A 22,574-nucleotide genomic window follows, 5' to 3' on the forward strand; every position below is an offset into this window, starting at 1 on the left:
GAGTGTTCATGGCAAGAACAGCCTATGTCACCGATTTAAAGTCGCTCCAAGGGGAGTGCAGCGCCAACTACCTGCGGTTATTACGCCTGGTGGGCGATATGGAGAGTGGCCAGCGCCGAGAGATCGCCTTAAGCAGTGACGAGCAGCACTTTGGCGATTTGCAGCTTACCGTATTGGAACATGCCCCTTACACCACCATGGTGGCGGTCACTCAAAGCGGTCCGTTGGATTCAGTTATGGACGGTCCGCGCATGCGCGTGCACCTTTACCATGACGTGCGTATGGCGGAGGTGACGGATTTTCAGCGTCAGCGCCACTTTAGTGGCCGCTATCGATATCCTAATGCGCAGATGCATCAGCCTGACGAAAAGCTCCAGCTAAACCGCTTTTTAGGCGAATGGTTAGCGCATGGACTAGCCCATGGTCATACCTGCGATTTACCGGAGATGCGCTAATGCGCCTTGTACAGATTACCGATGCTCACTTGCATGCTGATGTTACTACACGTTCGCGTGCGGGGGTTCCATGGCTGCATTTTCAACGTGTTCTCGCGGCGGCAGCGGCTGAGCGTCCGGACGTTATCGTTGTGACGGGAGACATCAGTCAGGATGAAACAGCGGCTTCCTATGCACTGGCCAAGGAGGCGTTGGCTGACCTTCCTTGCCCGTGGTTTTGGCTCCCGGGCAATCACGACCAGGTAGCATTCATGTGCGCCGAGCATCCGCTGCTTGACGAGGTAGATTTGCAGCAGTGGCGTCTGCTGCTGCTCAATACCCAAGTGCCGGGCCAACCCTTCGGTGAGCTGGGCAGCGAACAGTTGATGGCATTAACGACACGCTTGGAAGAGGATGACCGCCCCACGCTGATTGCCATGCACCACCCACCGGTGGATGTTGGCGCTGACTGGATGGATGCTATCGGCCTACAAGATCGTGAAGCGTTTTGGCAGGTTTTAAGCGCTTATCCTCAGGTGAAAGTCGTGCTGTTTGGTCACGCTCACCAAGCGTATGCGCAGCACATTGAAACAGCGGCAGGTTCAGTGAGTGTTTACGGCTGCCCAGCCATGTCTGATCAGTTTATGCCGGGCGCTGATGAATTTACGATTGATGAAGCCTCACGGCCTGGTTACCGAGTGATAAACCTTAGCGGTGAGCAGTGGGATACCTGGGTCGAGCGCGTTGACGTATAGCGATATCATGTTTTTTATGTTCGTTAGGCGATAAAAGAATAAAAAGATAGTTATTAATTCTTTTGGGTTATTATTGACTCGGCGTTACTCTATCCACAATCGAACGTATAACGTTTTAATTCAGCGTGTACTGCAAGCTTATAAAAATTGGCTTGTTTTGTGAGGTAGCAGACCATGACTCAGTTCTCCCCGCTCTCTTCGACGCCCCGGCGTGAGGTGCCCAGCGCACTTAGCGCCGCGCGTCTCACTCATTTAAAACAGCTTGAAGCCGAGTCCATCCATATCATTCGTGAAGTGGCGGCTGAGTTCAGTAACCCGGTCATGATGTATTCGATCGGCAAAGACTCTTCGGTGATGCTGCACCTGGCGCGGAAGGCATTTTATCCCGGTACCCCGCCGTTTCCGCTGATGCACGTGGATACCACTTGGAAATTCCGGGAAATGATCGAGTTTCGTGATCGCATGGCTTCCGAGGCGGGCATGAAACTGATCGTGCACACCAACGAAGAGGGGCGGGAGGCGAATATCAACCCGTTCGAGCATGGCAGTGCCAAATATACCGATATCATGAAGACCCAAGCGCTCAAGCAGGCGCTGGACAAGCATGGTTTTGATGCTGCGTTTGGCGGTGCCCGGCGCGATGAGGAAGCCTCTCGGGCCAAGGAGCGGGTCTACTCCTTCCGTGACAAATACCATCGTTGGGATCCCAAAAACCAGCGTCCTGAGCTCTGGAACATGTATAACGCCAGGGTCAACAAGGGTGAGTCGATTCGCGTGTTCCCGCTTTCCAACTGGACGGAGCTGGATATCTGGCAGTACATCTATCTGGAGTCTATCCCGATTGTGCCACTGTACTTCGCAGCCAAGCGCCCAGTGGTTGAGCGCGACGGCATGCAGGTGATGGTAGACGACGATCGTTTGCCGCTAGCGCCAGGTGAAGTGCCTGAAGAGAAGTCGGTGCGTTTCAGAACGCTTGGGTGCTACCCGCTAACCGGCGCAGTGGAGTCCGAAGCGGCAACGCTGCCGGAAATTATTCAGGAAATGCTGCTGACCCGCACCAGTGAGCGCAGTGGTCGCGCCATTGATCGCGACCAGGTGGGTTCGATGGAGAAGAAAAAGCGCGAGGGGTACTTCTAATGTCTCATCAATCTAACTTAATCGCTGACAACATCGAGCAGTACCTGCACGAGCATGAAAACAAAGACCTGCTGCGTTTTATTACCTGCGGCAGTGTCGACGACGGTAAATCGACCCTGATTGGTCGCTTGCTGCACGACTCCAAAATGATCTTTGAGGATCAGCTAGCAGCGATTACTCAAGCGTCCAAAACCAGTGGCACCACGGGTGGTACGGTTGACTTGGCGCTATTGGTAGACGGACTGCAGTCCGAGCGTGAGCAGGGCATTACTATTGATGTCGCCTATCGGTTCTTCTCGACGGATAAGCGCAAATTTATCATTGCCGATACGCCAGGCCATGAGCAGTACACACGTAATATGGCCACCGGCGCTTCTACGGCAAGCCTTGCGATTATCCTTATCGACGCTCGCTATGGCGTGCAAACCCAAACGCGTCGGCATAGTTTTATTGCTGACTTGTTGGGTATTCAGCACTTGGTCATTGCTGTCAATAAAATGGATTTAGTGGGCTTTTCTGAACAGCGCTTTGAGGAAATCAAGGCAGAGTACCGCGCGTTTGCAACGAATTTGCAGGTGGACGATATCCAGTTTGTGCCCATGTCGGCGCTCAACGGCGATAACGTCGTTAACCGTAGCGAGCACACGCCATGGTATCGTGGCGAGACGCTGATCGAACTACTCGAAAATACCGAAATCAGCCAAGACGACAACCTGACGGATCTGCGTTTACCCGTGCAGTATGTCAATCGGCCGAATCTGGATTTTCGTGGTTACTGCGGGACGCTGGCCGCCGGGATCTTACGCCCCGGCCAAGCGGTAAAAGCGCTGCCTTCGGGTAAAACCTCTACCGTGGCGAGAGTTGTCACTTTTGAAGGTGATTTAAGCGAAGCCTATCCAGGCCAAGCGATTACCGTGACGCTTGAAGACGAGATCGATATTTCTCGTGGCGACTGGCTAGTCAGTGCCGATGCGGATGTGCCGCTTTCCAACCGGTTTACTGCAGATGTGGTCTGGATGCATGAAGACCCACTAACCCTGGGTAAGCTTTACGACTTTAAACTCGCTACCCGCGATCTTTCCGGGCAGGTCAGCGCTATTGACTATCAAGTTGATGTTAATACGCTTGAGAAGCACACAGCGCAGGCGTTAAACCTCAATGCGATTGCCCGCTGTGATATCGAGCTTACCGCCGCCGTACCCGTCGATAATTATCGGGTTAGCCCTAAAACGGGAAGCTTCATTATTGTCGATCGGCTGACCAACGTAACGGTGGGGGCGGGAATGATTCGTGAAGCGGGTTCAGCCGGTGTTGCTGAAGCCCCCACCACGGACTGGTCAGCATTTGAGAAAGACCTTAATGCGCTGGTACGCAAGCACTTTCCGCACTGGGAAGCCAACGATATTAGTCAATTGCTCAAACGCTAAATCATTTTTTATCAATAGCCTTTACCAATAGTCTTTATCAACAGGTTGGCCCGCTTTGATTAAGCGGGCTTTTTTATATCTACTTAAATCAAACATCTCTAATCTAGCGGTCGGCTCGCTTGACGCTCTCCCAGGATACGCCACACTGATAAAGCGTTTTTCACGCACGCCTCATCACGAAAAGGAGAGCATGATGAACCAAACACTAAAGGGTAAACGCGTCGCTATTGTGGCGGCCGATGGCTTTGAGGAGTCTGAGCTGAGTTCACCGCGTGACGCACTCAAAAATGCCGGTGTTGATGTTGATATCGTGACACCTGAAGGCAACGATATTCGTGCCTGGGCAGAAACTAATTGGGGTGATACATATTCGGCTGATAAAGCGCTAGCAGATGTCAATGAATCTGATTATCACGCCTTAGTACTGCCTGGCGGCTTGTTCAACCCCGATGAGCTGCGCATGAACGAGGACGCGCTTAGCTTCGTAAAAGAATTCTTCCAAGCGGGTAAGCCGGTAGCCGCTATCTGTCATGCGCCATGGATCCTCATTAATGCAGGCGTTGTGGATGGCCGCAAGATGACCTCGGTGGCAAGCGTTGCCCAGGATTTACGTAACGCCGGTGCCAACTGGGTAGATGAAGCGGTGGTATGCGATAACGCCTTGGTCACTAGCCGTACCCCCAAAGACCTGGATGCGTTCAATGCCAAGCTCCTTGAAGAGCTGCAAGAAGGGCATCACTCAGGTCAACACGCCTAATGTCATGGTTAAGCCCGTGGGCAAGCTTTGTTAAAAGGCTTGTCCACACGGTTGCAAAGCCGATGAAGCGAGACCGTGGACGTGGGGGGATGGTCGTTCATCCTTACCGTGGTTACGGTTCGTCCAGTGAAGTGTTTTTGATGGGGCGTGTGTTCCGCCAAGCCGCTCTTGGCCGCGCTATTCCACGCCGAGGGATGCTGCGCGACACAGCTGATGTAGCGCGCCGCATTTTTCGACGGGGCTTGGCGGGTGCCCAGGTTGATGTTCGTATTGGTGAAAACGAACTGTCCCTGACAACCGACCGGGACGGCTATTTCGATGCACACCTTCCCATTACCCATTCGCTGCCTATCGATGTGTCCTGGCATCGAGCGGATATTAGGGTGCATGCGGTAAACCAGTCGCCTGTACGTACTAACGTTGAGGTATACGTACCGCCACCGGAAACAGACCTGCTGATCATTAGTGATATCGATGACACCGTCATGTTTACAGGTGTCGCCGAAAAGCTAAAGATGCTCTATCGCCTGTTTGTGCGTAAACCGCATCGGCGTACGGCGTTTCCAGGCGTTGCCTCGCTTTATCAGGCGCTGCACCGGGGCGAAAGTGAGAAGGCCGAACGACCTATTTTGTATGTATCCCGCGGGCCATGGGCTATTTACGAAATGCTCGAAACGTTCTTTCAGCTTAATCGGATTCCGGTGGGGCCGATCCTGTTTCTACGCGAGTGGGGAATTTCGCTGCGCCACCCTTGGCCGCGCCGCGCCGAAGCTCACAAGCGCCTGTTAATTGATCGAATGTTGACGCTGTTTGATGAGCTACCGTGCATCCTGATTGGCGATAGCGGACAGCATGACCCGGAAGTGTATGCTGAGATCGTGGAAGCCTATCCTGGGCGCATCAAGGCGATTTATATCCGCCGCGTGGATAAAGACCCTGAGCGCGAAAAGGCCATTCAACGGCTTCGCGATGAGCTGGTCAATTCCGAGTGCGACCTGGTGCTCGCACCCGACAGTGTATTAATTGCTGAGCACGCCCACGCCAATGGGGATATTTCAGCGCGGGGCCTGGAAGCGGTCGAGCGCGATGTAAAAGCGCATCGCGAAGAAGAGCGTCGTGAAGCCCAAGGGGAAGTCTAGCCTCAACACTGTTGTTGCTAGCCCGACCATGATAAAACGAAGGTTTTCTCTGTTTTCTCCTATTGAGTGTTAGGTCATCATGGTCGTTCTATTAGTCGTGCTGTTACTCGCGGTATTTATACTGCCCAATGTATGGGCGAAGTGGGTGCTAAAACGCCATATGCGAGGATGTAATGACTACCCTGGCACCGGCGCCGAGCTTGCCGAGCATTTGCTACGGCGTCTGGGTATTAAAGACGTTCCCGTTGAGCGTACCGAATTCGGCGATCATTACGACCCAGAGACGCGCTGTGTGCGCCTTTCGCCTGACCATTATGATGGCTGCTCGTTAACGGCGGTTACCGTTGCCGCTCATGAAGTAGGCCATGCGTTGCAGCATCACCAGGGCTATGCGCCACTGCTGGCGCGCAGCCGCTTGGTGGGTGTTGCCCAAAAGGCAGAAAAAATGGGCGCGATTCTGATGATGGCCGCGCCGTTTTTATTCTTGTTGACGCGCGTGCCGGGCGGTTTGGCGTTAGTCATTGGCATGGCGGTGATCAGCTTTGGTACCGCCGCCTTGGTTCATCTGGTCACGCTGCCGGTGGAGTTTGATGCCAGCTTCAACCGCGCATTGCCGCTTTTAAAAGAGTACGTACCGCCTTATGACATGCCGGGAGCCCGGCATGTGCTTACCGCTTGTGCGTTCACCTATGTTGCGGCTTCACTTGCCAGCATGCTCAACCTGGGCCGCTGGCTGGTGATCTTGCGCCGCTAAACGCTAACGACTGTGCTGGCTTAAATAACTGTTTTTACAGCCTGTTCCGGCTTATTGGCAATAATCACTGCCCGCTGCGGCGCCGGGTAGCCTTCAAGGGTGCGGGTACAATCATTGGGGTCTAAAAAGTCGGCCAAGGATTGATAGGTCATCCACTCGGTGGAGCGCTGCTCGTTCAGGGTCGTGACTGCCTCATCGACCACGCGAATATTGGTAAAGCCGCAACGGCTAAGCCAGTGGCAAAGCGCCTTAGAAGAGGGCAGGAAGTAGACGTTGGGCATCGCAGCGTAGCGCTCGCCGGGAACAAACACCGTTTGCTCGTCGCCTTCCACCACCAGCGTTTCCAGTACCAGCTCGCCACCCGGGGCCAGGGCCGCTTTCAGCTGCTGAAGATGTTCGAAAGGGGAAGCGCGGTGGTACAGCACGCCCATGGAGAACACCGTATCAAAAAAGCCGAGGTTTTCCGGTACATCCTCGATTCCGACCGGTAGAAACTGAGTGCGCCCACCGTCTGCGTCGCCCACAAAGTGGCGCACTGCTTGGAACTGCCAGTAAAAGCGTGGTGAAGGGTCAATCACCAGCACGAAGGCCGCTCCAGCGCCGGTCATGCGCCACGCGTGATAGCCGCTGCCACCGCCTACATCTAACACCTTGCGGTATTTCAGGGGCGCTAAATGAGGCGCCACGCGCTGCCATTTCCAATCAGAGCGCCATTCGGTGTCGATATGAATGCTGCCCAGCGAATAGGGCCCCTTGCGCCAGGGCGCAAGCTTTTTAAGCAAATTGAAACACTGGCGCTGCTGGCTATCGTTTAGGGCAAGCTCTACCGTTAGCGTATCGCTGTCCAGTTGAACGTGGCGCTCGGCCGGCAAGGCCGGTAGTTTGGCTACGGCTTTTTCCCAAGCAGGCAGGTCGCCATGACGTTGGCGGTCAAGCCCTCTGGCCAGCTGCTCGGGTAATTTAGCCAGCCAGGTCGTTAAGCCTTGGTCTAAAAACGCCTGATAAAGTGCGCGGTGATCATCAGGGAGTTCCACTTAACTCTCCTTAAACGCAATGACAGAGGCAAAGTTCAGGTATTGAAACCACGTTACCGTACGTGGGAAGCCTGCCTGCTGTAAGCGCTGATGCAGCGCATCCAGCGTATCGGGCACCAACACGTTTTCAAGCGCGGTGCGCTTTTGGCTGATTTCCATGTCGCTGTAACCGTTGGCGCGTTTGAAGTCATGGTAGCGCTCTACTCGCCAGGCATTATCCCGCTCATCTACATCAACGGTTTTTTCCGATAAAACCAGCACGCCGCCAGGCTCCAGGGCGTCAAACAGTCGCCTTAATAGTGCATCCCGGTCGGCGGGTGGCAAAAACTGTAGCGTAAAGTTAAGAATGATCATGCCGGATGGCGCATACTCGAGCGTGCGAATGTCGGCTTCTTCCACGCTCATGGCATGTTCAGGGCACTCTTCGGTGAAGGTCTGGCGAGCACGCGATACCATCGCTGGTGATAAATCGACGCCGGTATAGCGAAACGCGTCAGGGGCGAGTGCACCCGCAAGCGCCAAGCCTGAGGCGCCGAGCGAGCAGCCCAGGTCATACACGTGCCCGCCATGGCGAAGGTGACGCTGGGCAATCAGGCTCAGCATGCCCAGGATTTGGCCGTAGCCTGGTATAGAGCGACGGACCATGTCGGGAAAACAAGCCACTACCTGTTCATCGAACGAGAAGCGCGCCACTCGATCAAGGGGTGTCGAAAAGATAGCGTCACGGTAAGATGCATTACTCATTGGCAAGCCGGGAATCATCAAAAGGGGGGAGTAGTTTACGCGCCCTGATTTGACCAGAACAGACCCGAGCTGCATGGTTCGACGCCACAGGAGACGGCAAATGGCCTCAGCATCACGCGCCACCCCCGATAAACTGCCCGCATGGCAGACATTAAAACAGCATGCCGATGAACTCAAAGGCGTTCATTTAAAAACGCTATTTGGCTCGGAGAGCAGCCGATGGACGCATTTTACCCGCCATGAGGCAGGCCTGACGCTGGATCTTTCCAAGCAGCGCTGGGACGACGATACGCTTGAGCATCTGTTAGCGTTGGCGCACGATGCGGGTGTGCCCAGCGCCATTGATGCTTTGTTAAGCGGCAAGCGGGTTAACGTTAGTGAGAACCGCCCAGCCTTGCACACAGCGCTGCGTTTACCGGCCGAGGCAACGCTGAACGTTGAAGGGGAAGATATTGTCGCCGGGGTGCAGGAAAGCCTGGCGCAAATGGAGCGCCTGGTGTGCCGTTTGCACGCCGGGCAGTGGCGAGGAGCCACGGGCAAGCCCATTCGCCATGTGGTGAATTTGGGCGTCGGTGGCTCGGATTTAGGGCCGTTGATGGTGACCCACGCACTAGCTGACTATCGGCCTGACGATATTCATCCCGTTGAGGTGCATTTTGCCTCCACCATGGATGGCTCGCAGCTGGCCGATTATTTAGGACGCCTAAATCCGGAAACGACCCTCTTTGTGCTCTCCTCCAAGTCGTTTACCACCATTGATACTCTTTCCAACGCCAATACGGCCAGAGACTGGCTGTTGGGCCGTTTAACTCAGCATAGCGATTTTGTCAGTGCTCCACCGGTAAGCGCTGAACTTATTGTGCGTCAACACTTTATTGGCGTGTCGGCCAGTCCCGAGAAAATGAGCGAGTGGGGCATTGCGCCCGACCACCAGCTTAAATTCTGGGAGTGGGTAGGCGGGCGCTATTCGCTATGGGGCACGATTGGTTTGCCGATTGCTCTGGTCGTAGGCATGACGCATTTTCGCGAGCTGCTGGCCGGTGCCCACGCCATGGACCGCCACTTCAGTGAAGCGTCCATGGAAGATAACCTGCCGGTTCTGCTGGCCTTGGCCGGCATCTGGAACGTTAATTTTCTGGATATCCGCGCCCACTCAATCCTGCCTTACGATGGTCGGTTGGAATATTTTGCTGCCTACCTTGAACAGCTGGAAATGGAGTCCAACGGCAAGTCGGTTACCCGCCAGGGCCAGGCGGTCAATTATTCGACCTGCCCGGTACTGTGGGGACAACTGGGCCCCAATGCTCAGCACGCGTTTTATCAGCTGCTTCACCAAGGCACCCAGTCGGTGGTGTGTGACTTTATCGCTCCGCTCAAGCGTTATGATGAGGTGGAAGACCCAGATACTCGCCGCCATCTCAAAGCGCAGCACCGGCTAGCGCTTGCCAACTGCTTTGCCCAGTCCCGCGTTCTGATGCTCGGCGATGACGCGCTGGATGATGATGGCCCCCGTCCAGAGCACAAACGCTATCGCGGCAATCAGCCATCGACCACGGTACTGCTGGATACACTAACGCCCGCTACGCTGGGGGCTTTGATTGCCCTGTATGAGCATAAGGTGTTTGTTCAAGCCGTTATCTGGGATATCAATCCGTTCGATCAGTGGGGGGTGGAGCTTGGCAAAAAAATTGCCACGGATACCCAAGGCATCATCGATGGGCAGGGCGACATTACCCGCATGGATGCCTCTAGCCGCGGCTTGATTGAAGCGTTTTGGGCCGCCGAGCAGGATGGGTAACTGCCTCGGGCGTCTATGAAAAAGCGTGCTCCCAGTTTTCCTGCCATGTATTAGATATGGCTGGATATACAGCTTTTTGCTATTCTAGCGATCTTTGTCGGCCGCCTATACAAGTTACAGGCGGCTGCCAGCTTTACCCTTCAGGAACCGACGTTACATGACCCAGTTTGATGCCTCTCAGTACGGCGCGAGTTCTATCGAAGTCCTGTCAGGGCTCGAGCCGGTACGTAAGCGTCCCGGTATGTACACCGATACCTCACGGCCCAATCACCTGGCCCAGGAAGTGATTGATAACAGCGTCGATGAAGCGCTGGCCGACCACGCCTCTTTTATTCGTGTCACGTTGCACAGCGATGGGGGCATCGAGGTTCAGGATGACGGCCGAGGTATGCCGATTGATCTTCACCCCGAACACGGCGTTTCAGGGGTGGAGCTGATTCTTACCAAACTGCATTCAGGCGGTAAGTTCTCCTCTTCAAGCTATCGGTTTTCTGGTGGCCTTCACGGCGTTGGCGTCTCAGTCGTTAACGCGCTTTCACGGCGCTTGGAAGTAGAAGTGACCCGTGACGGCGCGCGCCATGCGATTGCCTTTGAGCACGGCGAAAAAGTCGAAAATCTGCATGAAATCGGCAAGGCGGCTAAACGCGCTACCGGAACTTTAGTGCGTTTTTGGCCTGATGAGAGCTATTTCGACAGCCCCAAACTGGCCGTTTCAAAGCTTAAACATCTACTGCGCGCCAAAGCGGTGCTCTGCCCGGGGCTTGCCGTTACCCTGATTGAGCCAGACGGAACGACGACAGAGTGGGCCTACGCCGATGGTCTGCGCGACTATTTGGCCGAAGCCACCGATGGCTATGACGTACTGCCTGGCGAACCGTTTGTCGGCCACTTCAGTGACGACGAGCATGGCGTGGATTGGGCCATTCAATGGCTGCCGGAAGGCGGTGAATCGCTGCTCGAAAGCTACGTTAACCTGATTCCCACGCCGCAAGGCGGCACTCACGTTAACGGTTTTCGATCAGGACTGCTGGATGCACTACGTGAGTTTTGTGAATATCGCAGCCTGCTGCCGCGCGGCATCAAGCTCACTGCTGAGGATCTTTGGGAGCGCGCCTCTTTCGTGCTCTCGGTGAAAATGCTCGACCCTCAGTTTGCCGGGCAAACCAAAGAGCGGCTGTCATCACGCACCATCGCAGGCTTTGTCTCCGGCGTGGTGAAGGATGCCTTCTCGTTGTGGCTCAATCATCATATTGATCAAGCCGAGCAGTTGGCGGAGTTGGTGATCAGCGCCGCTCAGCATCGCCAGAAAAAGGCCAAGAAGGTCGCCCGTAAAAAGGTCACATCAGGCCCGGCGCTTCCGGGTAAGCTTGCTGACTGCTCCGGGCAGGACCCGTCACTTAGCGAGCTGTTCCTGGTCGAGGGCGACTCGGCCGGGGGCAGTGCGAAGCAGGCGCGTAACCGCGACACCCAAGCAATCCTGCCCCTGCGCGGCAAGATTCTGAATACCTGGGAAGTCGAGACGCACGATATTTACGGCTCTCAGGAAGTTCATGATATTGCGGTCGCGATTGGCGCCGACCCGGGGAACGCCGACCTTGAAAAGCTGCGTTACCACAAAATATGTATTCTTGCCGATGCCGACTCCGACGGCCTGCACATTGCCACGCTGCTGTGTGCGCTGTTTGTACGCCATTTTCCGGCGCTGGTCGATGCCGGCCATGTGTTTGTCGCCATGCCGCCCCTTTACCGCATCGATTTAGGTAAAGAGGTGCACTACGCCCTCGATGAGAGCGAAAAAGCCGCCGTGCTCAAGCAACTGGCGAAAAAACGCGGCACGCCCAATGTTCAGCGATTTAAAGGCCTGGGCGAAATGAGTCCTTTACAGCTGCGCGAAACCACCATGGCGGTCGAAACCCGTCGCCTAGTGCAACTCACCCTGGAAGAGGGCGATGGCACGATGGAAATGATGGATATGCTGCTCGCCAAGAAGCGTGCCAGCGACCGCAAGAAATGGCTGGAAGATTACGGCAACCTCGCAGATATTGAGGTATAACCCCCGATGACCATGGATATTCAGGTAGCGGAAGGCGACGTCGAACGCCTCTCCTTGCGCGACTATACCGAAAAAGCGTACCTCGACTACTCGATGTACGTCATCTTGGACCGTGCGCTGCCCAACATTGGCGACGGCATGAAGCCCGTGCAGCGGCGGATTATTTACGCCATGCGCGAATTGGCGCTACACGCCAATGCCAAGTACAAAAAATCAGCGCGTACCGTGGGCGACGTGCTGGGTAAATTCCACCCTCACGGCGACAGCGCCTGTTACGAAGCCATGGTGCTGATGGCCCAGCCGTTCAGCTATCGCTACCCGCTGGTGGATGGCCAAGGCAACTGGGGTAGTCCGGATGACCCCAAATCGTTTGCCGCCATGCGCTACACCGAGGCCAAGCTCTCCAAGTTTGCCGAAGTGCTGCTGGGCGAACTGGGCCAGGGCACGGTCGACTGGGCACCCAACTTTGACGGCACCATGCAGGAGCCTCTCGTGCTGCCTGCCAAGTTGCCTCATGTACTGCTCAATGGCGGTACCGGGATTGCCGTGGGCATGGCCACCGACATTCCGCCCCATAATGTTAGCGAAGTGGTCGAGGCTACCTGCCATCTGTTGCGCAACCCTGAGGCGACCACAACTGACGTGATGGCGTTTGTACCTGCGCCTGATTTTCCAACGGATGCGGAAATCATCACGCCCCAAGCCGACCTGCGTAAGCTTTATGAGACAGGCCGAGGTTCGGTAAAACTGCGTGCGCGCTATACCCGCGAAGACGCCAATATCGTGATTACCGCCGTGCCGTACCAGGTCAGCGGTGCCAAGGTGCTTGAGCAGATTGCCGCGCAGATGCAGGCGAAAAAACTGCCGATGGTGGCCGATCTTCGTGATGAATCAACTCATGAAGAACCCACGCGCCTAGTGATTGAGCCGCGCTCCAGCCGCGTGGATGTCGAGTCGCTGATGGCTCACCTGTTTGCCACCACGGACCTGGAAAAGAACGTGCGGGTAAATATGAACGTGATCGGCCTGGACGGCCGCCCGCGGGTCATGCCCCTAACGGATATGCTGGGCGAATGGCTACGCTTTCGCCGGACCACGGTGCGCCGCCGGTTGGAGCACCGCCTGGGCAAGGTGGAAGACCGCCTGCACATTTTGGAAGGCTTGCTGACAGCCTATCTGGATCTTGACGAAGTGATCCGAATTATTCGTGAGGAAGATGACCCAAAAGCCTCGCTAATCGCCACTTTTAGTCTCTCTGAGCGCCAGGCTGAAGCGATTCTCGAACTGCGCCTGCGTCACCTTGCCAAGCTCGAAGAGATGAAAATTCGCGGCGAGCAGGACGAGCTGGAAAAAGAGCGTAAGTACCTTACGGGCTTGCTAGGCAGTGAAGCAAAACTAACCACGCTGATCGAGAAAGAGATTCGTGCGGCGGGCAAAGAGCACGGCGACGAGCGCCGCTCACCGTTGATTGAGCGCAGTGAAGCCAAGGCACTTTCAGAAGTTGAGCTGCTGGGGGCTGATCCGGTCACCGTAGTGCTGTCTGATAAAGGCTGGATTCGCGCTGCCAAAGGGCACGATATTGATCCGGAAGGACTGTCCTATAAAGCCGGTGATAGCTTTCATCTGGCCGCTCGGGGCAAGACGAATCAGCCGCTGGTGCTGCTGGACGACACGGGACGCGCTTACACCCTGGCCGCCCATAACTTGCCCAGCGCGCGGGGCCAGGGTGAACCGGTGACCGGTCGCGCTAATGTCTCGGCAGGGGCACAAATGGCCGGGTTAATGCTTGCCCCACCCGAACGGCGCTTTGTATTGGCAAGCGACGGTGGTTATGGATTTATGGCCCGCTTGGACGCGCTTACCGGTAAAAATAAAGCTGGCAAAGCGGTACTCAGCGTACCCAAAGGCTGTAGCGTGATGGCGCCCATCGAAGTGCCTGATGGTGAAGAGCTGTGGGTGGCGTCGGTGTCTAGCGAAGGCCGATTACTGCTGTTCCCGCTTGAGCAGTTGCCTGAAATGACCAAAGGTAAAGGCAACAAAATGCTCGATATTCCCGGCCCGAGAGCCGCCCGACGTGAGGAGTTTGTACGTGACGTTACCGTTCTCTCGGCAAGCGACGCACTGCTGGTTCACGCCGGTAAGCGCAAGCTGACCTTGAAAGCGGATGATTTAGCGTATTATCGCGGCGAAAGAGGGCGACGAGGCAGCAAGTTGCCGCGCGGCTTCCAAAAAGTTGATCGGTTAGAGGCGGGAGAGTAACTCATGACAAAACGTTGTTTAATTCGTGCAACCGGTATAGCGCGTTCTGGTCAGCTAGAGGGATTTGGGAAAGCGTTGGCCCGCACGAATGCCCAGCTTTTGGATATTAATCAAAGCGTGACGTTTGGCATGCTCTCTCTGGAAGCCCTTGTGGGGCTTGAACGCGATAATGCCTTGGAGGCGATGCTCAGCGAGGCGGGCGATGCGCTAGGATTGGATGTGCAGGTGATTACGGTTAACGCCGACGATTATCGGCGCTGGAGCAACGAAGCAAGTCAGCCTCGGCTTATTTTGACGCTGCTGGCGCCGCATTTGCCGGCAGGAATATTGGCTGAAGTCGGCATTTTAACGGCAGAGTTTGGGTTAACGGTTGAGCTGATTCATCGGCTTTCTGGGCGTGAATCGCTGGATGGTAGCGCGCCTTCCGGCGGTGCCTGCGTTGAGTGCTGGTTACGTGGCGACGAGGCGAATATCGAAGCGCTGCGCGAAAAGGCGTTGGCACTAGGAGGCGAACATGGCGTGGATATCGCCATTCAGGAAGACTCAATCTGGCGGCGCCATCGCCGCCTAGTGTGTTTCGATATGGATTCCACGCTGATCAAAGCTGAAGTGATTGATGAGCTGGCCCGGCACCACGGGGTGGGTGATGAGGTTGCCGAGGTGACCGAGCGGGCCATGCGTGGCGAGCTGGATTTTCAGGAGAGCTTTCGCGAACGCATGAGCAAGCTGAAAGGCCTGGATGAGTCGGTGCTGATCAAGATTGCCGAAGAGCTGCCGTTAATGGATGGTGTAGAGCGTTTGATGGCTAATTTAAAGCGCTTCGGTTACCGTACTGTGATTCTATCCGGGGGCTTTACCTATTTTGCCCGCCATTTACAGGAAAAACTCGGCTTTGATGAGATTCATGCTAATGAGCTGGTGATCGAGAACGGTAAAGTCACTGGTGAAGTGACGTTGCCGATCGTTGATGCTGAGCGCAAGGCAGAGCTTTTGGAGCAGATTGCGCTGCGCGAAGGCTTTACGTTGGAGCAGACCATTGCGGTGGGTGATGGCGCCAATGACCTGAAAATGCTGGCTAAAGCGGGACTGGGTATCGCGTTTCGAGCCAAGCCGTTAGTGCGCGCTCAAGCGCGTCAGGCGATCTCGACACTGGGCATTGATGCCGTGCTGTATCTGATTGGTTATCGCCAAACGGATCTAATGGATTAAGTGTTTTTCGGCCAGCTATTGAGTCGGTACGTAACGTACCGACTCAATAGTACGCGCTCTATAAACCCGACAACTACTGGGTGGTAGATAGTGCGATGCCCTGATATTCGTGGTTCAAGTGCTCAAGCCTTTCTACCTCGCTCTTACTAAGTTCAGGCGAATCCCATAACGGGTTGCCCTGGGCATCTTCAAGGCCTTCTACGGTTACCGTGAGCGATACCTCGCTGGGTATTTGTGTGTTTCCCCAAGCGCTAAGACGATTAGGTGCCAAGCGCCACATGGCCGTTTCACCTGCTTCAAGACCGCCCGCAATCACATAGTAAAACGTTTCATCAACCCAAGGCGCGGACCGATCAGCGCTGGTCAAAACACCTCTAAAAAATACTTGCGAGACGGCCTGCTCCGTATGATTGGTCACCTCAATATCCAGCGCCGGTTCTGGCGTGCCGTATGGGCTTTGGCTTATATAGTAGCGTGCGTTATCAATGCTAAAGCGTTCCCGTTGCTCGCGGTCTTTAGCTGCCCGCGCTTGCTTTTCAGTCAACCGGGCAAGGGTAGAGAGCGCCTGCTGACGCTCTCTGGCTCGCCTCTCACGTAGAATATCGTCGGCGCGTTTAATTACCTGGTCGCCCGTTAGACCATGCATGCGAACGTTGGCCGATTCAGCGATCTCGGCTGCATTCATTCGCTTAGGGCTAAGTAAGGCCATGCTGCCAAAGTTTGGCATCGCCATGATAGCGAGCGCTTTATCAAACTCATCACGCTTATAAGCAGGCATCGCCTCACGTACATTCTCAATTGAGACAACCGCAGCCGGCATGGAGCTGGTATCTATTTTGGGGTCTGAGCAACCGGCTAACACACATAGCGATAGCGTAATGGCAGACAGCCGTAGGAGGCTCCACATACATTCACCTCATTATGGTCAAAAACGCTGTGGAGCTTACCGGAAAGCGCTAACGACCACTACTATCTCTGTCATTGTTAAGCACTTTATTTATCGGTTTTGGGCTGTGAAAATTTAGGAAGCCGTGGCCGTGTAGAGACTGTTTGTCTTATTACAGGGCCATGGCCGGACGGCTAACCGTGACCTTTGTCGGGATGGGGGACGGGGTTATCACCGACTTCCTCTGAGCGAAGCTCTATCGGTTTGCCCTGCGTTTTCTGGGCATGCCTCAAACGCAAGTGCAGGCCAGTTTTGGCAAGCAAATGGGCGCTGACAGGGGCGGTAATAAACAGAAATAGCGTGATGAGTAACTCCTGAATATCAATGTGACCATCGACGCTCCAAAAATAACCCATTGAGGCAATCAGCATGCAGCCAATACCCAGCGTAGTGGCCTTGGTAGGGCCATGCAGGCGCATATAAAAATCGCGTAGGTGAGCCATCCCCAGTGAGCCGATAAATACGAACACGCCGCCGGTGATAAGCATTAAGGAGATAAGTGCTTCTACAAAGAGCGACATGGCGACACCTCCGGGTGATACGAGACAGAAAATGCGTTCATTCGATAATGTCTCCGCGCAGAATGTATTTGCACACGGCCACGGTGCTGATAAAGCCCAGCATGGCAATCAGCAACGCCGACTCGAAATAGGTTTTGCTGTTAAGCCATAGCCCCAGCAGAACAATTAGTGCGATGGAGTTAACGTACATGGTATCCAGCGCCAGTACGCGGTCCGGGAGGTCTGGCCCCACGGTAAGCCTAAAGAGGTTCATTAGTAGCGCCATGACGACAAGCGCCAGGGTAATGTACAAGGCAATGCTTAGCATTCGTAAATCTCCTTGAGAGGACGCTCATACCGCTCGCGGATCTGCCTGATCAGCTCCTCTTCATCATCAACATCCAGCGCATGGATTAATAGCGATTGACCGTCGAGGCGCAGGTTGGCTGATACTGTGCCAGGCGTCAGGCTGATGGTGCTGGCCAGCAGCGTAATGGTGAAGCGCTCCTCCAGCATTAGAGGGTATTCAATAAAATGTGGCGTTAGCCTGCGCCAAGGGTTGGCCACTAGATAAGCCACCTCAAAATTGGCGACGACGATATCCTTTAAAACCCTCAAGATAAACCGCAGCAGCACCCAGGGTTTTTTGATGCGTAGAGTCGTGTCCCAGAACCGATAGGTCACCAGTGGGATGATAATGGCCAGTATGCCGCCCAGCACGATTTGTCCGGGGGCGTAACTGCGTGCAAGCAGCAGCCAGACGCCTAGTAATAATAGCGATAAAACTGGCGTCGGCAGCCAGGAGCGCGGGGTAATCATGGGGCATCTCCCGCATCAAGTAGCAGCGTGTCGATCAAGACTTGTGGCTGTGATAGCTGCTCGGCCGTTGCTTGGGTGTAGCTGCTGATGGGCCCTGCAAACAGGGTCATTAAGGGGGCCGCGCTTAGCAGCCAGATGACGGCAAACCATTGGCGGCGTGGCAACGCATTGCCGCCTAAACTGCCGCGATAGCTACGCCAGAAGATCGTAGAGCCTGCGCGTGACAGAGCGATCAAGGCTGCCAAGCTCACCAGCAGTAGAGTAGGCCATAGCCATAATCGCTGAGCACCTTCAGCGGCGTTGAGCACCAGTGCTTTCCCCAAGGCGCCGGAAAGTGGCGGAACGCCCACAACGGCGACAGCACCTACAAGAAACAGTAGCCCTAACGCCTTGCCTTGGGTCATGGGGCGGCTTTTCACCAGCCGAGTCCCTGCCTTGCCGCGCTGTAATCCGATCATTTCAGCCAGCAGGAATAAACCACCCGTAATCAAGGAGGTATGAATCAAATAGTAAAGAAGCGCTGAAGTCGCTTGCTCTGTTCGCATGCCCACACCGACCAGAAGCGTGCCCACCGACAGCAACACCAGGTAAGCGACCAGTAGTTTTAGATCTCGGGCAGCCATAATGCCTACCCCAGAGGCAACGAGCGTTGCCAAGCCGAGCCACCATACCCATGGCTGCTCCAGTGCGGTCAGTGCGCCCGCGCTTTCGCCAAAAATCAGCAGATAAACGCGCAGGATGGCGTAGATACCGACCTTGGTCATAATGGCAAAGAGAGCTGCCACCGGGGCGGGCGCCGCTGAATAAGCGCGCGGTAGCCAGAAATAGAGCGGCAAAATGGCGGCTTTCAAGCCAAATACCACCAACAACATTAATGCGCCAGCGGTCACCAGGCCTTGGCGTTCAGCAGGCAGTTCGGCTACGCGCAGCGCCATATCCGCCATGTTAAGCGTTCCCGTAGCACCATAAAGCGTACCTACCGCTATCAGAAACAGTGAAGAACCTGCCAGATTGAGTACCACGTAATGCACACTCGCCTGGATACGTGCTTTGCCACCACCGTGTAGCAGCAGCGCGTAAGAGGCGAGCAGCAGCACTTCAAAAAAGACGAACAGATTGAACAAGTCGCCGGTTAGAAACGCGCCATTGATGCCCAGGAGTTGCCACTGAAAAAGGCCGTGAAAATTGCTGCCTTTTTCATCATCCCCTGCACAGGCAAATATCACGGCACCCACTGCAAGCAGGGCTGTGATCAACAGCATCAAGGCAGATAGGCGGTCGAGCACCAGTACGATGCCGAAAGGCGCTTGCCAGTTGCCCAATGCGTAGTAAAGAATCTCGCCACGCATGGCTTGGCTAATCAGGCCTATCGCCACGGCCAGTAATAGAACGGTGGCCACAACGCTCACGATACGTTTGTAGCGAACCAGTCCCTGGCGCTGATAGAGCAGCATAATGCCGGCGATCAGCGGCAGGACGATAGGAAAAACAATCAGGTGTTGCATCATTCGCGGTCTTCCTTCTTACCGTCTACATGATCGTTGCCCACTTCACTGCGGGCGCGCATCGCGAGAATCACGACGAAAGCGGTCATTGCGAAGCCAATAACGATGGCGGTAAGCACTAACGCTTGAGGCAGCGGGTCGGCATAAACGCCTTCGCCATGAACAATGGCCGCACCGTCAGTGGTTAGCCCACCCATCGAAAATAAAAACAGGTTCACGGCGTAAGAAAGCAGCGTTAGACCTACCACTACGGGAAAAGTACGCCCCCGAAGCGTTAAATAGAGGCCACAGGTGCTCAGTACGCCGGTGGTGATTGCGTAAAGTAATTCCATCAGCTTTGCTCCTTGGCGGGTGGCGGCGTGACCTCATCGCCCTTGGGCTCATTAACCACTGGCCGGTGAGTTGTGGTGACCTTGCCTAGGTTGGCCAGAATCATCAGCGTGGCGCCGACGACGGCGAGATAAACGCCGAGATCAAACAGCAGAGCGGTGGCCAGCTCAAACTTACCGACTACCGGCAGGCTAAAGTAGCTGAAGGCAGAGGTCAGGAAGGGGTAGCCGAACAACCAGCTACCCAAGCCGGTTAGCGTCGCCACCGCAACCCCCGCAATGGCAACGGGTTGGAAGGGGAAGTCCAAACGCTGTTGTGTCCACTCCACACCACGTGCCATATATAGAAGAATCAGCGCAACCGCGGTGATCAAGCCAGCGATAAAGCCGCCGCCGGGCTCATTGTGGCCGCGCAAGAAAATAAACGCCGATACCAGCAGCGCCAACGGCAATAGAGCTAGTGAAATAGAGGTCAGAATGGCCGGATAACGATCAGGGGACCAAACGCGGCCTTCTCCGTCGCTGTGCGGGATAAACAGGCGTAAACGGTTGAGCAATTTGAAAATCGCCAAGCCCGCCAAGGCCAGCACCGTAATCTCGCCCAAGGTATCGAAGCCACGGAAATCGACCAGAATGACGTTGACCACATTATGGCCGCCGCCGCCAGGAACGCTATTGGTCATAAAGAAGTTAGAGATCGACAGCGTATCTCGCGTCATCACCGCATAGTTAATGCTGGCGATGACAAGTCCCAATGAACCCGCTAACAGCATGTCGCGCAGATTGCGCTTGGGGCTGGATTCGGGGGGCGTCTTTTGAGGCAGGAAAAAAAGCGCCAGCATCAGCAAAATCATCGTTACCACTTCCACCGAAAGCTGCGTCAGCGCTAGATCCGGTGCAGAGAAGCGTGCAAACGTAAGGGCTACAAAAAGTCCCACCACCGACAGCATGAGTAGTGAAATTAGCCGGTAGCGGTGAGTGGCGGCGGTGGCGATACCGCCAAAAATCAACATGCCAGCGCCTAGCAGTAGCACGCCATCAATGGGCTGATTGCCTTTGGGGCCGGTAAGCTCGGTAATTTGTGATAAGCCGATAACGCCCATGATCAACGTGGACAGCAAAAGCCAGCCCACAAAGCGCTGCAGCGAATGACCGTCCCAGGCAGCTATGAGGGCTCCTGCACGTTGCTCAAGGCTGATCATTGCGCGCTCAAACACACGGCTTGCATCGACGCTGGCAAACGATTGGGCGAAACGACGTAGATCAGCATGGCGCCAGTAAAGGACAACACCCACCACAAACGCCACCATACTCATGATGAGTGGCAGGTTCACACCGTGCCAAATAGCCAGGTGGAAATCCAATGGTTCGCCGAGCACCGCTTGCGTCGCCAGCTCAAGCAGGTTATTAACCATCAGCGTGGGGAATAAACCTACCAGCATGCAGAGCACTACCAGTAGTTCGACCGGAAAACGCATCAGGTGTGGTGGCTCATGAGGCGCCTTGGGCGACGCTTCCTTCGCAGGCGCATAGAACACCGCATACACCAGACGTACCGAGTAGGCAACGGAAAGAATGCCACCTATAGCGGCCAGCGCAGGGATTAACCAACTTAACCCGCCCAGTACGGGCGTGGCTAATGTTTCAGTAAAGAACATCTCCTTGGAGAGAAACCCATTAAAGAAGGGCACACCTGCCATCGCCGCAGCGGCCAGTGTCGTCAGCAGGGCAGTAATGGGCATGGTTTTGCGCAGCGCGCCCAGCTGCTTAAGCTCACGCGTGCCGGTTTCATGGTCGATGATGCCTGCGCTCATGAAAAGCGCTGCTTTGAAAGTGGCGTGGTTAACGATATGAAACAGCGCCGCCAAAACGGCCATAGGCGTGCCGATGCCCAATAGCACTGTAATCAGGCCCAGGTGACTGATGGTAGAAAACGCCAAAATACCTTTTAGGTCCGTCTTGAACAGAGCAAACCAGGCGCCATATAGCAGCGTGATTGAACCGATAAGCGGTACCACCACGCTCCAAAGCTCGCTACCGGCAATCGCTGGATGCAGCCGGGCCATTAAAAAGATACCCGCCTTAACCATGGTGGCCGAATGCAGATAAGCGGAAACCGGGGTCGGCGCCGCCATGGCATGCGGCAACCAGAAATGAAACGGAAACTGCGCAGATTTGGTGAAAGCACCCAATAAAATTAGTGCCAGCATGATGGGGTAGCGCGGGTCCGCCACAATGGTGGCACCACTGGCCAGCACATCACTCATATTGAAGCTGCCGGCCATATCGCCGAGCAGTAATAGCCCCGCTAATAGGGCAAGACCACCTGCACCTGTTACGGTTAGCGCCATACGTGCGCCTTTGCGCGCATCGTTACGATAAGACCAAAAACCGATCAATAGAAACGAGGAGAGACTTGTAAGCTCCCAGAACAACCATAAAAGAATCAGGTTGTCAGACATTGAGATACCGACCATAGAGGCCATGAACAGCATCAGAAAAGCGTAGAAACGCCCTACAGGTTCATCTTTGCCCAAATAGAAGTGGGCATACAGTAATATGAGCAGGCCAATCCCCAGAATCAGGAGGTTGAAAAGCAAGGACAGGCCATCCAGACGAAAGGCAAGTTCCAAGCCAAGCTCAGGCATCCATTCAGCATGGAAGCGCAACGTTTCACCATCCAGCAAGGCAGGGACCTGAAGTAAGGTGAGTAGCAGGGCGGCAGCCGGTACCACGCTCGTCGCAAGCGAACACACAGAGCGGTCGCGTTGAGCGGTGATCAGTGGCACTAGTACCCCAAGCAACGGTAATAAGGCTATCCAAAGCAGTGTCATGGGCTCATCCAGCGCAATAAAATCTCAAAAAAGGCCGCAAAGTGAGGAGAATACACCTAGGGCCAAGGGTAAATTAAGCGAAACTGTAGAATATCACTTGTTTTGAAGATGTGCGGCTTTCGTATAATCGGTCCGCGTATT

The 22,574-nt window shown here is 55.0% G+C and carries 20 protein-coding genes; 11 read left to right on the forward strand and 9 right to left on the reverse strand.

The annotated features are described in order from the left end of the window. Positions 1-8: 8 nt before the first annotated feature. From ACT3TC_RS00845 to ACT3TC_RS00875, 7 genes are all read left to right on the forward strand, one after another. Complete coding sequence (locus tag ACT3TC_RS00845; RefSeq protein ID WP_193056264.1) at positions 9-455, forward strand: DUF1249 domain-containing protein; 447 nt, start codon at positions 9-11, stop codon at positions 453-455. Further along, a complete protein-coding gene (locus ACT3TC_RS00850) occupies positions 455-1,189 on the forward strand; it encodes a metallophosphoesterase (protein WP_192526285.1) in 735 nt (244 codons plus the stop codon). Before ACT3TC_RS00845 ends, ACT3TC_RS00850 begins: the two co-directional genes overlap by 1 nt. Before the next feature lie 174 nt (positions 1,190-1,363). Further along, positions 1,364-2,326: a sulfate adenylyltransferase subunit CysD gene (cysD, locus tag ACT3TC_RS00855; RefSeq protein ID WP_172116252.1), complete on the forward strand. Its 963-nt coding sequence runs from the start codon at positions 1,364-1,366 to the stop codon at positions 2,324-2,326. Next, on the forward strand, positions 2,326-3,753 hold the full coding sequence (gene cysN, locus ACT3TC_RS00860; RefSeq protein WP_444638785.1) for a sulfate adenylyltransferase subunit CysN: 1,428 nt from the start codon (positions 2,326-2,328) through the stop codon (positions 3,751-3,753). The genes cysD and cysN overlap by 1 nt, the downstream gene beginning before the upstream one ends. Positions 3,754-3,946: 193 nt before the next feature. Beyond that, positions 3,947-4,510 carry a type 1 glutamine amidotransferase domain-containing protein gene (locus ACT3TC_RS00865; protein ID WP_444638786.1) on the forward strand — a complete coding sequence of 188 codons (564 nt, stop codon included), beginning with the start codon at positions 3,947-3,949 and terminating at the stop codon, positions 4,508-4,510. Beyond that, positions 4,510-5,649: an App1 family protein gene (locus tag ACT3TC_RS00870; RefSeq protein ID WP_444638788.1), complete on the forward strand. Its 1,140-nt coding sequence runs from the start codon at positions 4,510-4,512 to the stop codon at positions 5,647-5,649. The genes ACT3TC_RS00865 and ACT3TC_RS00870 overlap by 1 nt, the downstream gene beginning before the upstream one ends. Positions 5,650-5,728: 79 nt before the next feature. Continuing rightward, a complete protein-coding gene (locus ACT3TC_RS00875; protein WP_444638790.1) occupies positions 5,729-6,403 on the forward strand; it encodes a zinc metallopeptidase in 675 nt (224 codons plus the stop codon). A 20-nt stretch (positions 6,404-6,423) separates the two neighbouring features. On the opposite strand, the gene cmoB is transcribed toward ACT3TC_RS00875, so the two are convergent. Together cmoB and cmoA are read right to left on the reverse strand one after the other, a co-directional pair. Next, positions 6,424-7,437, reverse strand: coding sequence for a tRNA 5-methoxyuridine(34)/uridine 5-oxyacetic acid(34) synthase CmoB (gene cmoB / locus ACT3TC_RS00880; RefSeq protein WP_444638791.1), 1,014 nt, complete (start codon positions 7,435-7,437; stop codon positions 6,424-6,426). Further along, positions 7,438-8,181, reverse strand: coding sequence for a carboxy-S-adenosyl-L-methionine synthase CmoA (gene cmoA, locus ACT3TC_RS00885; protein ID WP_087109693.1), 744 nt, complete (start codon positions 8,179-8,181; stop codon positions 7,438-7,440). A 100-nt stretch (positions 8,182-8,281) separates the two neighbouring features. On the opposite strand from cmoA, the gene pgi reads away from it, so the two are divergent. The 4 genes from pgi to serB all read left to right on the forward strand — a co-directional run bounded on the left by pgi (position 8,282) and on the right by serB (position 15,500). Beyond that, positions 8,282-9,979, forward strand: coding sequence for a glucose-6-phosphate isomerase (pgi, locus tag ACT3TC_RS00890; protein ID WP_444638792.1), 1,698 nt, complete (start codon positions 8,282-8,284; stop codon positions 9,977-9,979). A gap of 157 nt (positions 9,980-10,136) precedes the next feature. Continuing rightward, on the forward strand, positions 10,137-12,032 hold the full coding sequence (parE, locus tag ACT3TC_RS00895) for a DNA topoisomerase IV subunit B (RefSeq protein WP_193056266.1): 1,896 nt from the start codon (positions 10,137-10,139) through the stop codon (positions 12,030-12,032). Positions 12,033-12,038: 6 nt separating this feature from the next. Beyond that, positions 12,039-14,291, forward strand: coding sequence for a DNA topoisomerase IV subunit A (gene parC / locus ACT3TC_RS00900; protein WP_172116259.1), 2,253 nt, complete (start codon positions 12,039-12,041; stop codon positions 14,289-14,291). Between the two features lie 3 nt (positions 14,292-14,294). After that, positions 14,295-15,500 (forward strand): phosphoserine phosphatase SerB, encoded by a 1,206-nt coding sequence (gene serB, locus ACT3TC_RS00905; RefSeq protein WP_444638793.1) that lies wholly within the window; start codon positions 14,295-14,297, stop codon positions 15,498-15,500. A 73-nt stretch (positions 15,501-15,573) separates the two neighbouring features. On the opposite strand, the gene ACT3TC_RS00910 is transcribed toward serB, so the two are convergent. The 7 genes from ACT3TC_RS00910 to ACT3TC_RS00940 all read right to left on the reverse strand — a co-directional run bounded on the left by ACT3TC_RS00910 (position 15,574) and on the right by ACT3TC_RS00940 (position 22,433). Further along, complete coding sequence (locus ACT3TC_RS00910; protein WP_444638795.1) at positions 15,574-16,407, reverse strand: DUF6694 family lipoprotein; 834 nt, start codon at positions 16,405-16,407, stop codon at positions 15,574-15,576. 173 nt (positions 16,408-16,580) lie between these two features. Further along, complete coding sequence (locus tag ACT3TC_RS00915) at positions 16,581-16,967, reverse strand: Na+/H+ antiporter subunit G (protein ID WP_444638796.1); 387 nt, start codon at positions 16,965-16,967, stop codon at positions 16,581-16,583. A 37-nt stretch (positions 16,968-17,004) separates the two neighbouring features. Beyond that, positions 17,005-17,274, reverse strand: coding sequence for a K+/H+ antiporter subunit F (locus ACT3TC_RS00920; protein WP_087109537.1), 270 nt, complete (start codon positions 17,272-17,274; stop codon positions 17,005-17,007). Further along, positions 17,268-17,765 (reverse strand): Na+/H+ antiporter subunit E, encoded by a 498-nt coding sequence (locus tag ACT3TC_RS00925; RefSeq protein ID WP_172116262.1) that lies wholly within the window; start codon positions 17,763-17,765, stop codon positions 17,268-17,270. Before ACT3TC_RS00925 ends, ACT3TC_RS00920 begins: the two co-directional genes overlap by 7 nt. Then, a complete protein-coding gene (locus ACT3TC_RS00930; RefSeq protein WP_444638797.1) occupies positions 17,762-19,273 on the reverse strand; it encodes a monovalent cation/H+ antiporter subunit D in 1,512 nt (503 codons plus the stop codon). Before ACT3TC_RS00930 ends, ACT3TC_RS00925 begins: the two co-directional genes overlap by 4 nt. Continuing rightward, a complete protein-coding gene (locus ACT3TC_RS00935; protein ID WP_087109531.1) occupies positions 19,270-19,602 on the reverse strand; it encodes a Na+/H+ antiporter subunit C in 333 nt (110 codons plus the stop codon). The genes ACT3TC_RS00930 and ACT3TC_RS00935 overlap by 4 nt, the downstream gene beginning before the upstream one ends. Next, positions 19,602-22,433 carry a monovalent cation/H+ antiporter subunit A gene (locus ACT3TC_RS00940; RefSeq protein WP_444638798.1) on the reverse strand — a complete coding sequence of 944 codons (2,832 nt, stop codon included), beginning with the start codon at positions 22,431-22,433 and terminating at the stop codon, positions 19,602-19,604. Before ACT3TC_RS00940 ends, ACT3TC_RS00935 begins: the two co-directional genes overlap by 1 nt. Positions 22,434-22,574 lie beyond the last annotated feature (141 nt).

This window comes from Halomonas sp. AOP27-A1-41, from assembly GCF_052378605.1.
GTDB lineage: Bacteria > Pseudomonadota > Gammaproteobacteria > Pseudomonadales > Halomonadaceae > Vreelandella > Vreelandella citrativorans.